The 13,940-nt window shown below is 69.3% G+C and carries 10 protein-coding genes; 7 read left to right on the top strand and 3 right to left on the bottom strand.

The window, feature by feature from the left end; genetic code table 11:
- The first annotated feature begins 50 nt into the window (after positions 1 to 50).
- The 4 genes from mtrB to hpf all read left to right on the top strand — a co-directional run bounded on the left by mtrB (position 51) and on the right by hpf (position 5,145).
- A complete protein-coding gene (mtrB, locus tag ACFV9C_RS08715) occupies positions 51 to 1,790 on the top strand; it encodes an MtrAB system histidine kinase MtrB (RefSeq protein ID WP_380191826.1) in 1,740 nt (579 codons plus the stop codon).
- Positions 1,787 to 3,547, top strand: coding sequence for an LpqB family beta-propeller domain-containing protein (locus tag ACFV9C_RS08710; RefSeq protein WP_380191824.1), 1,761 nt, complete (start codon positions 1,787 to 1,789; stop codon positions 3,545 to 3,547). Before mtrB ends, ACFV9C_RS08710 begins: the two co-directional genes overlap by 4 nt.
- A 72-nt stretch (positions 3,548 to 3,619) precedes the next feature.
- The gene (locus ACFV9C_RS08705; RefSeq protein ID WP_380191822.1) at positions 3,620 to 4,309 is read left to right on the top strand and encodes a ComF family protein; all 690 of its coding nucleotides are present in this window, start codon (positions 3,620 to 3,622) and stop codon (positions 4,307 to 4,309) included.
- A 215-nt stretch (positions 4,310 to 4,524) separates the two neighbouring features.
- The gene (gene hpf / locus ACFV9C_RS08700; protein ID WP_380191819.1) at positions 4,525 to 5,145 is read left to right on the top strand and encodes a ribosome hibernation-promoting factor, HPF/YfiA family; all 621 of its coding nucleotides are present in this window, start codon (positions 4,525 to 4,527) and stop codon (positions 5,143 to 5,145) included.
- 67 nt (positions 5,146 to 5,212) lie between these two features.
- On the opposite strand, the gene ACFV9C_RS08695 is transcribed toward hpf, so the two are convergent.
- Entirely contained in the window at positions 5,213 to 6,025 is an 813-nt protein-coding gene (locus tag ACFV9C_RS08695; protein WP_380191817.1) for a S1 family peptidase, read from the bottom strand.
- 134 nt (positions 6,026 to 6,159) lie between these two features.
- On the opposite strand from ACFV9C_RS08695, the gene ACFV9C_RS08690 reads away from it, so the two are divergent.
- From ACFV9C_RS08690 to ACFV9C_RS08680, 3 genes are all read left to right on the top strand, one after another.
- Positions 6,160 to 7,371 (top strand): winged helix-turn-helix domain-containing protein, encoded by a 1,212-nt coding sequence (locus tag ACFV9C_RS08690; protein ID WP_380191815.1) that lies wholly within the window; start codon positions 6,160 to 6,162, stop codon positions 7,369 to 7,371.
- A gap of 222 nt (positions 7,372 to 7,593) precedes the next feature.
- The gene (gene secA, locus ACFV9C_RS08685; RefSeq protein ID WP_380191813.1) at positions 7,594 to 10,587 is read left to right on the top strand and encodes a preprotein translocase subunit SecA; all 2,994 of its coding nucleotides are present in this window, start codon (positions 7,594 to 7,596) and stop codon (positions 10,585 to 10,587) included.
- Between the two features lie 214 nt (positions 10,588 to 10,801).
- Positions 10,802 to 11,758, top strand: a complete 957-nt coding sequence (locus ACFV9C_RS08680; protein WP_380191811.1) for an NAD(P)H-dependent flavin oxidoreductase — start codon at positions 10,802 to 10,804, stop codon at positions 11,756 to 11,758.
- On the opposite strand, the gene ACFV9C_RS08675 is transcribed toward ACFV9C_RS08680, so the two are convergent.
- Complete coding sequence (locus tag ACFV9C_RS08675; protein ID WP_380191809.1) at positions 11,722 to 13,017, bottom strand: alpha-glucosidase/alpha-galactosidase; 1,296 nt, start codon at positions 13,015 to 13,017, stop codon at positions 11,722 to 11,724. The two genes, ACFV9C_RS08680 and ACFV9C_RS08675, sit on opposite strands and share 37 nt — an antisense overlap.
- Positions 13,014 to 13,940, bottom strand: a complete 927-nt coding sequence (locus ACFV9C_RS08670; protein ID WP_380191807.1) for a carbohydrate kinase family protein — start codon at positions 13,938 to 13,940, stop codon at positions 13,014 to 13,016. The genes ACFV9C_RS08675 and ACFV9C_RS08670 overlap by 4 nt, the downstream gene beginning before the upstream one ends.

The following is a 13,940-nucleotide window of genomic DNA, read 5'->3' as shown; positions in this document are numbered from 1 at the left end:
GTCGCGGCCAAGAGTCGCAGACGGCCCCCGACGAGCCGGTGGCCGCCGCGGTGACCGAGTCCGGGCAGAGCACCGGACCGGGCACCGGGCAGCAGGCCCCGGCCGAGCCAGAGGTGGCCGAGTCCCGCGGGACCGAGCTGGAGCTCCCGGTCGCCGCGGCGGATTGGTCTGCCCAGCCGCAGCCGCTCTGGCGTACCCACCCGAAGCACTGGCCGGACATCTGGCGCCGCTCGATCCAGGCCCGGATCGTCACCGGCACCCTGCTGATGTCGACGCTGGTCCTGATCCTGGTCGGCTGGGTGATGATGAGCCAGGTCACCGACGGTGTCCTGGAGTCCCGCCGGGACAGCGCGCAGGCAGAGGTACGGGCGCAGCTGCAGCAGCTGTCCGCCTCGATCGACGCCGCGAACCGGAACACCGTCAACCAGCAGCTGTCCGAGCTGGTCCTCGGCTCCAACCGCCCGGGCCTGTACGACGTACTCCTGGTCCCGACCGACCAGGCCGCGTCGAACGCGATCCGCTACACCGGCCTGGTCGACAGTGACTCGATTCCGCCGGCGCTGGCGTCGTCCGTGGTCAGCGACGGCGACAAGCTGTGGGACACGTACACGCAGATCAACTACCGGGACAGCCCGAGCGTTCCGGGCCTGGTGATCGGTTCCCAGATCCGGATCGACTCCACCGGTGACAAGTACTCCATCTACTTCCTCTTCCCGCTCACGGCGCAGCAGGAGACCTTGGACGTCGTGCAGCGCGCTCTTGTGACCGCGGGCCTGCTGCTGATCGTTCTGCTCGGTGCTATCGCCTGGCTGGTCACCCGGCAGGTCGTTACGCCGGTTCGGATGGCCCGGCGGATCGCCGAGCGGCTGGCGGCCGGCAAGCTCGAAGAGCGGATGCAGGTCCGCGGTACGGACGACCTGGCCCGGCTGGCGGTCTCGTTCAACAAGATGGCGTCCAACCTGCAGCGGCAGATCCGCCGCCTGGAGGAGCTGTCCCGGCTGCAGCGCCGGTTCGTGTCGGACGTGTCGCACGAGCTGCGCACCCCGCTCACCACGGTCCGGATGGCCGCCGACCTGCTGCACGAGAGTCGCGACCAGTTCGACCCGATCAGCCGCCGCTCGGTGGAGCTGCTGCAGAACGAGCTCAACCGGTTCGAGGAGCTGCTGGCCGACCTGCTGGAGATCAGCAGGTTCGACGCCGGCGCGGCCGCGCTGGACCTGGAGGACGTGGACCTGCGCGACATCGTCAACCGCGTCCTGGAGAACCACGAGACCCTGCTCGAACGCAAGGGCTGCCCGGTCGAGCTGGACATGAAGGCGCCGTGCCGGGCCAACGTCGACTCCCGCCGGATCGAGCGGATCCTCAGGAACCTGATCGGCAACGCCATCGAGCACAGCGAGGGCCTGCCGATCAGGATCAGCACGGCGTACGACGACGACGCCGCGGCGGTGGCCGTCCGCGACCACGGGGTCGGGTTCCGGGCCGAGGAGGCGGAGATGGTGTTCAGCCGGTTCTGGCGGGCCGACCCGGCGCGGGCCCGGACCACCGGCGGCACCGGCCTCGGCCTGTCGATCGCACTCGAGGACGCCCGGCTGCACGGCGGCCGGCTGGACGCGTGGGGCTCGCCGGGCGAAGGCGCGTACTTCCGGCTGACCCTGCCGCGCCGGCCCGACGTGGCGCTGACCGGGTCGCCGCTGCCGCCCCGCCCGCCGGACGCCAGCCGGGTGATCGCGGAGCTGGTCGACGTGGGCGCGCCGTACCAGAAACTGAACGGCGGTGACGACCGGTGAGGCGCAGGCTGCTCGTGCTGCTGCTGGCGGTCACTCTGCTCGGCGGCTGCGCGACCGTGCCGACCAAGGGCACGATCAGGCAGGGCGAGCGTGCCGGGTCCGCCCCCGATCTGGGCGGCGTCGGCGTCGAGGCGAAGCCGCCGCGGGCGAACGTCGGCGACATGTCGATCGTCAGCGGCTTCCTGGAGGCGATGTCGGACTCCCAGGCGTACGACGTGGCCCGCCAGTACATGACCCCGGCCGCGGCCGGCAGCTGGAAGCCCGAGTCGCAGACCGTCGTGTACGACCAGCAGCCCGACTCGCTCACCCGCAAGGGCGACGGCATCCAGCTGACCGCGAAGAAGATCGCCACGATCAACGACCGCGGCGAGTGGATCCCGGCACCGGCGGGCGCCAAGGCCGACTTCTTCTTCAAGCTGAAGAAGGTCAGCGACCAGCTGCGCGTCGACTCGGTCCCGCCGGGCGCCTACCTGGGGAGCAACCAGGTGGACCTGAAACTGGCCGCCCGCAACCTGTACTTCTTCAACCAGACCAAGGACGTGCTGGTCCCGGATCCGGTCTACCTGCCGCAGAACCTGCCCTCCGGACAGGCCGCGACCCAGATCATCCAGGAGCTGCTGAAGGGCCCGACGAGCCGGCTCGGCAACGGGGTGGTCTCCGCTGCGCCGCCCGGCACCGAGGTCCAGGTGTCGGTCCCGGTCGACCTGGGTGTCGCCAACGTGGCGCTGAACGACACGGCCGGCTCGCTGCGCGACCAGGACCGGCAGCTGCTGGCGGCACAGATCGTCTGGACGCTGAACCAGCTCAACCTGCGGGCCAAGATCACCGTCGGCGGCGCACCGCTGCTCCCCGACGAGCCCGAGGTGCTGCCGTTCCCCACCTTCAACACGTTCGACCCGCAGGTGCCGGGCGCGGCGATGACCAAGCTGTACGGCCTGCTCAAGGGGCTGCCGCAGCGGATCACCGGCCAGGACGGCTCGACGGACGTGTCCGCGCAGCCGCTGAACAACAGCCCGTTGTCGCTGTCGAAGGCCCAGTCCTTCGCCGTCACGCTGCTCGGGGACGCCGGGGCGATCGTCACCGCGGACGGGCACGACGTCGTGTACGGCTCGCTTGACCCGCCCGGCAAGGACGACAAGAAGAAGTCCAGTTTCAAGGTCGACGGGAAGACCCTGCCGCCGACCTTCGACAAGGAGGGCAACCTCTGGGTGCTGGACCGGGCCGACGGCGACCACCCGCGGCTCCGCGTCCGGAACCAGGACGGCACCTTCAGCCCGGTGCAGACCGACTTCAAGGGTGACACCCCGGTCACCCTGCGGATCGCGCCGGACGGGGTCCGGATGCTGCTGGTGATGCAGAGCGCCGCCAGCAAGCAGAACTACGTCGAGACCGCGACCGTGCAGACCACGAACGGCGGCAAGGACCTCGTGCTGGGGGCGTTCCGGCCGCTGCAGCTGGAGCTCACCAACATCTCCGACGCCGCCTGGAGCAAGGCGGGCTTCATCGTCATCGGGGCCAGCGGTACGGCGCGCCGCCAGATCTGGTCGGTCAACGTCGACGGCTCCGGAATGCAGCCGCTGCCCGGCTCGTCGCCGAACTTCGCGCCCGAGCACGTCGTCTCGAACGTCAACAAGGACACCCTGCCGGTGATCCAGGACGACAACGACCGGATCCACTGGCTGACCAAGGACCTGCTCTGGGTCGACTTCGACGTGAACGGCGACCACCCGGCCTTCACCCCGACGTACCCGGGCTGACCTCGCGCGGTTGTCCACAGGCGCCGTACGGCGGACTTGCGGGCGCAGCGGTGGGTCCCGGACCGTGGTGGGGTGCCGGTGCGGGACGCGTTCGTCGATCTGCTGCTGGGCGGGCGCTGCGCGGGCTGCGACCGGCCCGGCGTCACTCTCTGTGGTGGTTGCCGGAGGCTACTGACGGGGGTGACTCCGTTCCGTGCTTGGCCGGACCCACGACCCGCCGGGCTGCCGCCGCCGACCGCGGCCGCGCCGTACGCCGATCAGCTCCGGAAACTGGTGCTCGCGCACAAGGAACACGCCCGGTACGCGCTCGCCCGGCCGCTCGGACGGCTGCTCGCGGACGCCGTCCGGACCGCGCTGGGGGAGCGTACGGCGGTGTGGCTGTGCCCGGTTCCGTCGCCCCGGGCAACGGTCCGGCAGCGCGGGCACGACCCGCTCGGGCGGATTACGAAGGCTGCCGTCAGATCCCTGTGCAGGCAGGGGATCGACGCCCGGACGGCGCCGGCGCTGCGGATCGTCAGGCGCCCCGACGATCAGGCCGGGCTGTCCGCGGAACGCCGTACCGCCAACCTGGACGGGGCTTTCGCGGCGCGTTCGCCGTGGGCTGAAACGCTGATCGATCAGCCGGTCCTGCTGGTCGACGACGTGATCACCACCGGTTCCACGCTCACCGAAGCGTCCCGAGCCTTGGAAACGGCGGGTGTCCGGGTGCTCGGCTGCGCCGTACTGGCCGCCACCGCACGGCATCGGACGTCTGGTTCATGAGAACTTCTCTACCGGTTTTCGCCGAAGCCGACTAGCGTTGGCCCATGACACCCGCTAGGGCTTGTCGGGCAGTGGAGTGGTGGAGGTCCGGATCAGCCGGATTCCTCGCCACGGGGTCCGACGGGTTCGACAGCGGGTGTTCTCGTTTCGGGACCCGTCACCACGAGTACGGGGGTCCGAACACGTAAAAGAGTCGCCGATCGATGGAGGTTTCCGTGGACGTCGTTGTCAAGGGTCATCACTGCGAGGTCAGTGACCGCTTCCGGCAGTACGTCGAGGAAAAACTCGAGCGGATCGAGAAAGTCGATCACCGGGTACTGCGTTGCGAGGTGGAAGTCAGTCAGGAGAAGAACCCGCGACAGCACGATCGGGCGATGCGTGTCGAGCTCACCATGTACACCAAGGGGCCGGTGGTCCGCGCAGAGGCGTGCGGCGAGACCAAGTCGGCGGCCTTCGACGTCTGTCTGGACCGGCTGCGGACCCAGGTCCGCAAGGCGGCCGACCGGCGCCGGGTGCACGGTGGCAGGACGCCGGAAGGCCTCCGGCACGTGAACGCGAAGCAGCCGCTCAACGGCACATCCGTAGTGGAGGAACCAGTCGCCGAGGACGAGGTGGCGACGCACAAGTACGGATCCCTCACGGTCACCGGCGACGGTCCGCTGGTGATGCGCGAGAAGACCCACTCCGCCAAGCCGATGACCCTGGACCAGGCGCTCTACGAGCTCGAACTGGTCGGGCACGACTTCTACCTGTTCGTCGACGCCGACGAGAACCAGCCGAGCGTGGTCTACCGCCGTCGCGGTTACGACTACGGCGTGATCCGGCTGTCCGTCTGAGCCTTCGGGAGGAGCACAACAGAACGGGCCCGGGCGGATCCCGCCCGGGCCCTTCGCACCGCCGCTGTCAGCTGTCGATCTGTTGCTGGAGTTCGCCGGCGTACGTCGCCACCTCGGCGTAGACGCCCGGGTTGCCGGCGTCCGCGCAGCCGACGCCCCACGAGACGACGCCGAACAGGCGGCCGTTCAGGACCAGCGGGCCGCCGGAGTCGCCCTGGCAGGAGTCCTTGCCGCCCTGCTCGTAACCGGCGCAGATCTCGCCGTCCGGGGTGTAGCCCTGGCTCGCGTAGGCCTTGGCGCAGTAGTCGTCACCCAGGACCGGTACGTCGACCTTCTGGAAGGTGTCCTCCGGGCCGGTGCCCTCGGTCGAGCCCCAGCCGTACACGACCGACGCCGCGCCGGCCTTGTCCGCGGCCTTGTCGGTCTCCAGCGCGAGCGTGTCGACCCCGTCGAACGGGGTGGCCAGCGTCATCACCGCGACGTCGTGCGCCGGCGACTTGCCGTACTCCGGGTCCACCCAGATGCTCGCGATCTTCGACGTCTTGCCACTGGTCTGGGTGAGCACGTCGCGACCCTGGATCGCGGTGTAGGTCGACATCGCTTCCTGAGCGCAGTGCGCCGCGGTGACGATCTTGTTCGCCTTCACGAGCGTCGAGCCGCACCACTCGCCGGTGGCGTCGGGCGAGCCGCTGTTGGACAGCTGGATGGCCCAGGGGGCGTCGGCGGTATGGGCGATGGTGCCGCCGACGATCCGGTTGACGGGTCCACCGGGTGTCTGCGCGGCCGACGCGGTGCCGGCCACGGCCACCGCTCCGAGGGACGCCGCGGTCAGGACACCGGCCGCGAGGGCAGCGCGGACCACAGACTTCTTTCCTGTCATGCCTCACTCCAGGGTGATAGGGGCCGCACGGGCGGACGGCCTGCTGGCAGGTTCCCCCGAACACCATCCGTGGCGCACCTCCCACTTTGGGTAACTTTCAAGTTATGTCGGTACGCCCAGGCACAATGCGCGGCATGACGACTCAGGTACTCTCCACGGCGCAGGCGCGCAGGATCGCGCTCGCGGCGCAGGGGTTCATGGACCCGCGGCCGAAGGGGGTGCCGGACGCGCGGGCGCTGGCCCGGGTGCTCGGCCGGATCGGGCTGATCCAGATCGACTCGGTCAACGTCCTGTCCCGGACGCAGTACCTGCCGCTCTACTCCCGCCTCGGGCCGTACCCGCGCGATCTGCTGGACCGCGCCGCCGGCAAGGCCCCGCGCCGCCTGGTCGAGTACTGGGCGCACGAGGCCTCGCTGATCCCGGTCGAGACGCATCCGCTGATGCGCTGGCGGATGGCCCGCGCGACCCAGGAGGCCTGGGGCGGCCCGCGGTCGATCGCGAAGGAGCGTCCCGACCTGGTCAAGCAGGTGCTCGCCGACGTCCGCGAGCACGGCCCGCTGACCGCCCGGGAGATCGACGACGACGTCGAGCGCGAGCGGAACAACTGGGGCTGGAACTGGTCCGACGTGAAGCGTGCCCTCGAGTTCCTGTTCTTCGCCGGGGACATCACCGTCGCCCGGCGCAACCAGCAGTTCGAGCGGCTGTACGACGTACCCGAGCGGGTGCTGCCCCGGTCGGTGGTCGACACGCCGACGCCGTCGCTCGACGAGGCGCACCGCGGGCTGGTGTCGATCGCGGCCCGGGCGCACGGAGTGGCGACCGCGCAATGCCTGCGGGACTACTTCCGGACCGGGGTCGAGCCGACCTTGCGGGCGATCGACGACCTGGTCTCGGCCGGGGAACTGCTCCCGGTGCAGATCCAGGGCTGGAAGCGCCCGGCGTACCTGCACAAGGACGCCCGGCTGCCGCGCCGGGTGAACACCCGCGCCCTGGTCAGCCCGTTCGACTCGCTGGTGTTCGAGCGCACCCGGACCGAGGTCCTGTTCGACTTCCGGTACCGGATCGAGATCTACGTCCCGGCCGAGAAACGCGTGCACGGGTACTACGTGCTCCCGTTCCTGCTCGGCGACCGGCTGGTCGGGCGGGTCGACCTGAAGGCGGACCGCGCGGCCGGCGTACTGCTGGTCCAGTCGGCACACGCGGAGCCGAAGGCGCCGGTGGAGGCGGCCGCCGAGCTGGCCGCCGAGCTCGTCCAGCTGGCCGGCTGGCTGGGGCTGGAGCAGGTCCGGGTGGCCGGCGGCGGTGACCTGTCGCCCGCGCTGAGTGACGCTCTCCGCGGATCCTGACCGGGGCGTTGGTGCGGGTTCGCATCCGATACTGAGAGCATGCTGGGAACTTTCCGCCCCGCTCGAGCGTGGGTCCGGTGGGGCTGAAGGCACGCTGCGGGCGTGGCTTGGCACACCGGGCCCCGTACGATGGGGGACGCACGCCCTCCCGCGGGGGTCGGTCGTGCCCTGTCGGCGTTCGGCCGTACCCAGGCTTCAGCAGCAAGGAGTGAACTCCCCACCATGAAGGTTGTCGACAAGGTCCTGCGGATCGGCGAGGGCAAGATCCTCCGCCAGCTGCAGGGCATCGCGAAGATGGTCAACTCCATCGAGGACGACTTCGTCAACATGACCGACGAAGAGCTGCGCGATCAGACCGCGGAGTTCAAGGAGCGGCACAAGAACGGGGAGTCCCTCGACCAGTTGCTCCCGGAGGCCTTCGCGGTGGTCCGGGAGGCGGCCAAGCGGACCCTGCACCAGCGGCACTACGACGTCCAGATCATGGGCGGCGCGGCGCTGCACCTCGGCAACATCGCCGAGATGAAGACCGGTGAGGGCAAGACCCTGGTCGGCACGCTGCCGACGTACCTGAACGCGCTCTCCGGCAAGGGCGTGCACGTGGTCACGGTGAACGACTACCTGGCCAAGTACCAGGCCGAGTGGATGGGCCGGGTGTACCACTTCCTCGGCCTCGACTACGGCGTGATCCTGCCGGAGATGTCGCCGGCCGAGCGCCGGATCGCGTACAGCAAGGACATCACCTACGGCACCAACAACGAGTTTGGCTTCGACTACCTGCGCGACAACATGGCGGGCAGCATCGAGGACTGCGTCCAGCGCGAGCACAACTACGCGATCGTGGACGAGGTGGACTCGATCCTGGTCGACGAGGCCCGGACCCCGCTGATCATCTCCGGCCCGGCCGAGGACTCGCAGCGCTGGTACGTCGAGATGGCCCGGATCGCGAACTCGCTGAAGGCCTGGACGCTGGCCGACGAGGCCGAGCTGAAGAGGAAGAACCCGCGGGTCACCGACCTGGAGATCGACGAGACCAAGCGCCGGGTCGCCGACTACGACGTGGACGAGAAGAAGCGCACGGTCGCGATCCTCGAGCGCGGTATCGAGAAGGTCGAGGACCGGCTCGGCATCGACAACCTGTACGAGTCGGCCAACACCCCGCTGATCAGCTACCTGAACAACGCGCTGAAGGCCAAGGACCTGTTCCACCTGGACAAGGACTACGTCGTGGTCGACGGCGGCGAGGTGCTGATCGTCGACGAGCACACCGGCCGGACGCTGCACGGCCGCCGCTACAACGAGGGCCTGCACCAGGCGATCGAGGCCAAGGAAGGCGTCGAGATCAAGGAGGAGTACCAGACCCTCGCGACGATCACGCTGCAGAACTACTTCCGCCTCTACGACAAGCTGGCCGGCATGACCGGTACGGCGATGACCGAGGCGAACGAGTTCTCCAAGGTCTACAAGCTCGGCGTGGTGCCGATCCCGACCAACAAGCCGATGATCCGGGTCGAGGAGCGGGACCTGATCTACCGCACCGAGGACGCCAAGTTCGCCGCGGTGGTCAAGGACATCGTCGACGTGCACAAGTCCGGGCAGCCGATCCTGGTCGGTACGACGTCGGTGGAGAAGTCCGAGCGGCTGTCCCGGCAGCTGCTCAAGGAGAACATCAAGCACGAGGTGCTGAACGCGAAGCAGCACGCGCGCGAGGCCGCGATCGTCGCCGAGGCCGGCCGCAAGGGCGCGGTCACGGTGGCCACCAACATGGCCGGCCGTGGTACCGACATCATCCTCGGCGGCAACCCGGAGTTCCTCGCCGACAAGGAGCTGCGGGCCCGCGGCATCGACCCGGCCGAGGACATCGAGCAGTACGAGTCGGAGTACCCGTCGCTGCTCGAGCAGTTCGAGAAGCAGGTCAAGGAGGAGCAGACCGAGGTCCGCGAGCTCGGCGGCCTGTACGTGCTCGGCACCGAGCGGCACGAGTCGCGCCGGATCGACAACCAGCTGCGCGGTCGCGCCGGCCGTCAGGGCGACCCGGGCAAGTCCCGGTTCTACCTGTCGCTCGAGGACGACCTGATGCGGCTGTTCAAGCGCGAGATGGTCGACTGGGCGATGTCGCGCAACAACGACGACAGCCAGCCGCTGGAGAACAAGGTCGTCACCAAGGCGATCGCCTCCGCGCAGGGCCAGGTCGAGGCGCAGAACTTCGAGACCCGGAAGAACATCCTCAAGTACGACGACGTGATGAACCGGCAGCGGCACGTCGTGTACGACGAGCGCCGCCGGGTGCTCGAGGGCGCCGACCTGCGCGACCAGGTGCAGGACATGCTCGACGAGACCGTCACCGGGTACGTGCAGGGCGCGACCGCGGACGGCTTCGCCGAGGACTGGGACCTGGACGCGCTCTTCACCGCGATGAAGACGCTGTACAAGTCCGAGCTCACCGAGGAGGACCTGATCGAGGAGGCCGGCGGCGAGAAGGCCGGCCTGACCCAGGACTTCCTGGTCGAGCGGTTCCTGGACGAGGCACACGCGGCGTACGAGGAGCGCGAGGAGCTGCTCGGCGAGGAGGCGATGCGCGAGCTGGAGCGGCGCGTCGTGCTGAGCGTGCTGGACCGCAAGTGGCGTGAGCACCTGTACGAGATGGACTACCTGCGCGAGGGCATCGGCCTGCGCGCGATGGCGCAGCGCGACCCGCTGGTCGAGTACCAGCGCGAGGGCTACGACATGTTCGCCTCGATGATGGAGTCGATCAAGGAGGAGTCGGTCGGCTTCGTCTTCAACGTCGAGGTGGACGTCGAGGCGATGCGCGCCGAGATGGAGCTCGCGAACGAGGCCGCGATCGCCGACGAGGACAGCCTCGAGGGCCGCCGGATCGAGGACATCCTGAAGCCGAACGCGCCGGTCGCGGAGTTCGCCCGCAAGGGTGAGTCCGGCGACGACGAGGACCGGCCGCAGGACACCCGCCCGCAGGACACCCCGCGGCAGGCGCCGCGGCTGCGCGCGAAGGGCCTGACGAACGAGCCCCGGCAGCAGCGGCTGACGTACTCGGCGCCGACCATCGACGGCGACGACGAGGTCGCGAGGCACCAGGACGCGGTCGAGGACGGCACCCTCGAGTACGCCGGCACCCCGCGGAACGCCGCGTGCCCCTGCGGCTCCGGCAAGAAGTACAAGCGCTGCCACGGCGACCCCCAGTCGGACGTCTACAAGTTCTGAAAACTGCCGAACGCCCGGTCCCACTCCTGGGGCCGGCCGTTCTGGTTGTCCTGAGAACCGAACCGGGCTCTTCTGACACGCGTGTGGCGTGCCATGCCAGGGTCGCCGCAGACGCGCGGTCCGATCCATACATCAGTCACAGGAGCCCCACGGCGCCTGTGTTGTGTGGCGCGCGCCATGGCGTCTGGAGCGCGGCGTGTGGTGCGCTGGGTGCATGTGGCTGACGGAGAAGTTCGGGCTGAGTGTGCCGGTCGTCGGAGCGCCGATGGCCGGCGTCAGCGGGGGAGTGTTGACGGCGGCGATCTCCGCTGCGGGTGGGCTGGGGATGCTTGGTGCGGGATCGGCGGTTTCGGCGGAGTGGATCCGGGCCGAGGGTGCGATCGCCGCTGCGGGCGGGAAGCCGTATGGGATCGGGCTGATGGCCTGGTCGGTGGCTGACCACCCGGAGCATCTTGACGCGGTGCTCGAGTTGCAGCCCGCGCTCGTCTCGCTCAGCTTCGGCGAGTATGCGCCGTACGTCGGCATCCTGCAGCAGGCCGGCATCGTCGTCGCGACCCAGGCCGGCACCGTCGCCGACGCCCGAGCGGCCGTGGACGCGGGCGTCGACGTGATCGTTGCCCGAGGCGCCGAAGCCGGCGGCCACGGGCGCAACGCCGTCGCCACGTTGCCGCTGCTGCAGGCGATTCTCGACCGCACCGACCTCCCGGTCCTGGCCGGCGGCGGCATCTCCGGTCCGCGCGGACTCGCCGCCGTCCTCGCGGCCGGCGCCGTCGGCGGCTGGATCGGTACGGCGTTCCTGACCTGCGTCGAGGCCCAGACCAAGGAGCCCGCTCGTCAACGCATCATCGAGGCTGACGAGACCGACACCGTCTACGGCACCGTCTTCGACGCCGCCTCCCGCGCCGGGTGGCCGGACGAGTTCGGCGGCCGCGCCCTCCGCAACACGTTCTTCGACACCTGGGAAGGACACGAGGACGAACTGAAGACCCAGGACGCGGCGCATCAGGACTACGTTGACGGCACCCGCGCCGCCGACCCGGCCAGCGCCTCGATCTACGCGGGCCAGGGTGTCGGCGCCCTCACCGGTCAGCCGACGGCGGCCGGGATACTGACCGGTTTCTCGGCGTACGGCAACTACTTGAGGGCGGCTCTCAGCGACGGGTCCAGGTAGTTGTGGTGGGCAAGGACCAGGTCGTTGCAGAGGTCCCAGATCTGTTCCACGGTGAGAGTTCCGGCGGTGGCGGGGTCGACCATGACGGCCTGGCGGATTGCTCGGGGGTCTTCGGTGAGGGCTGCTTGGACGGTGAGCTCGGCGACGTTCAGGTACGCGCGGTTGAGGGCGGCGCACTGTGCGGGTAGCTCGCCGACAGCTGTGGGTCGGATGCCCAAAGCATCTACCAGAGACGGGACCTCGACGATGGCCCTGGACTGGAGGTTGGGGATGAGGCCGGTGTTGGGGACGTTGGCGTAGATGGTGCGGGGGGTGCCTGTGACGATGCTGTGGATGACTTGCGGGGCGTACTCCATCGTGGGTTCGACCTCGACGGGGTCGCCGGACTTCAGCGCGTTCCGGGTGTGTTCGTAGCTCGCCAGGTTCTCCGCGACGATGTCCAGGTACGCGCCGACCGGCAGCCGGAGGCGTTCGACCTCGCTGGTGTGACCGAGGTACCAGGGCACGTACTCCGACGAGTGCTCGCTGGTCTCGGTCGGGTAGAAGCCGAGGCGCCGGTACATGTCGACGCGGACCCGCCGGAGCAGTTCCGGGTCGGCCGCGATCGCCTCGTCCAGCCGGTCGTAGAGGTTCTCCCGGCCGCGTTCGAAACGCAGTACCCACGACTGGTGGTTGACGCCCGCGGCCAGGTAGGTGACGTCGTCGTACGGTACACCGACCAGCTCGGACAGGCCCTGCATCGTCCAGTACACCGAGTGGCAGAGGCCGACGACGTTCCGGACGCCGAGCGCCTTCAGGTACCAGACGTTCATCACCATCGGGTTCGTGTAGTTGAGCAGCCACGCGTCCGGGCAGACCTCGTTGATGTCGTGCGCGAGGCCGCGCAGCACCGGGAACGTCCGGAGCGCGCGGAACACACCGCCGACGCCGAGCGTGTCGCCGATCGTCTGCCGCAGCCCGTACCGTGCCGGGATCTCGAAGTCGACGTGCGTGGCAGAATTCATCCCGACCTGCACGATGTTGATCACGAAGTCCGCGCCGTCCAGCGCCGCCCGCCGTTCGAGGTGCGTGCTGATCCGCGGCGTCACACCAAGCTCGCGAGCGATGTACGTCGCTGCGGCCGCCGCCGTCTCGAGTCGCTCTGGATCGATGTCGTGCAGCCGGATCTCCAGCGCCCCCAGTTCGAGACCGAACAGATCCGCCAACAGCCCCTGGGTGAACACCACGCTTCCTGCTCCGACGAAGACGATCGTCGTCATGCTGTTACCTCTTCCCAGGTCGGTTGAGCGGCTGTTCCGCCCGCAGCGCGGGTGGACAGCGAACCGCAGGCGGCGGCGATCGCCAGCGCGCGGTCCGGCTTGGATCCGTTGAGTACGGCAGCCACCCAGCCGGCATCGAAACTGTCACCTGCTCCGACGGCGTCGACCGTGTCGACCTTCAACGCCGGTGCGGTGATGGCCCTGGACCCGTTGTGGGCCAGTGCTTCGTCTGGGCCGTTCTTGACCACGACCAGGGTTCCGCGACGGGCCATCCGGCGCGCGAGGATGCCGGCGGCGTCCGCCACCGAAGAGTGCCCGGTGAGGGCCAGCGCCTCGGCCGCGTTGGGCAGGAAGTAGTCCGTCACCCGCAACACCGGGTCGAGCACCATCCGGTCCCACTTGCCGGCCGGATCGTCGTTCGGATCCAGCGAGGTACTCGCCTTAGCCGCCTTCGCCTCCTTGAAGATCCCCGCCAACCCGGCGGCCAGCTGAGGCATCAAGTAGAACGACCCCGCATGCACATGCCGCACCGACCGCACCAGGCTGCGCGGCACATCCTCAGCAGCAGTACTGGGCAAACATCCCGGGGACGTCAGGATCGCGCGATCGTCCCCCGACGTGAGAATCGTGGTCAACGGGGTCGGCAGCGCCGGATCGACCACCAACGCTTCCACATCCACCCCGCGATCGGACAACGACGTACGGACGAAGTCGCCCGCCGGATCGTCGCCGACCCGGCCGGCGAACGCGACCCGCAGGCCGAGCCGGGCCGCGCCGCAGGCCATGATCGCGGCGGAGCCGCCGAGGACGAGGGAGCCGTGCGGGACGAGTCGTTCCCGCTGGCCGAAGAGGATCGGCTGGTCGACGGGCCCGACGACCACGTCGGGGTTCGCGTCACCGATCACGAGCAGATCGAAACTCAT

This window comes from Kribbella sp. NPDC059898 (assembly GCF_042730855.1).
GTDB lineage: Bacteria > Actinomycetota > Actinomycetes > Propionibacteriales > Kribbellaceae > Kribbella.
The sequence above is the reverse complement of the archived record's forward strand: the minus strand, read 5'-3'. Positions and strand labels throughout refer to the sequence as shown.

Bases quoted from the DNA above. Each gene is read 5' to 3' on its own strand.
- ACFV9C_RS08695 (WP_380191817.1), bottom strand. From the start codon at position 6,025: ATGACAGGAAAGAAGTCTGTGGTCCGCGCTGCCCTCGCGGCCGGTGTC.
- ACFV9C_RS08690 (WP_380191815.1), top strand. From the start codon at position 6,160: ATGACGACTCAGGTACTCTCCACGGCGCAGGCGCGCAGGATCGCGCTC.
- secA (WP_380191813.1), top strand. From the start codon at position 7,594: ATGAAGGTTGTCGACAAGGTCCTGCGGATCGGCGAGGGCAAGATCCTC.
- ACFV9C_RS08680 (WP_380191811.1), top strand. From the start codon at position 10,802: ATGTGGCTGACGGAGAAGTTCGGGCTGAGTGTGCCGGTCGTCGGAGCG.
- ACFV9C_RS08675 (WP_380191809.1), bottom strand. From the start codon at position 13,017: ATGACGACGATCGTCTTCGTCGGAGCAGGAAGCGTGGTGTTCACCCAG.
- ACFV9C_RS08670 (WP_380191807.1), bottom strand. From the start codon at position 13,940: ATGAGTTTCGATCTGCTCGTGATCGGTGACGCGAACCCCGACGTGGTC.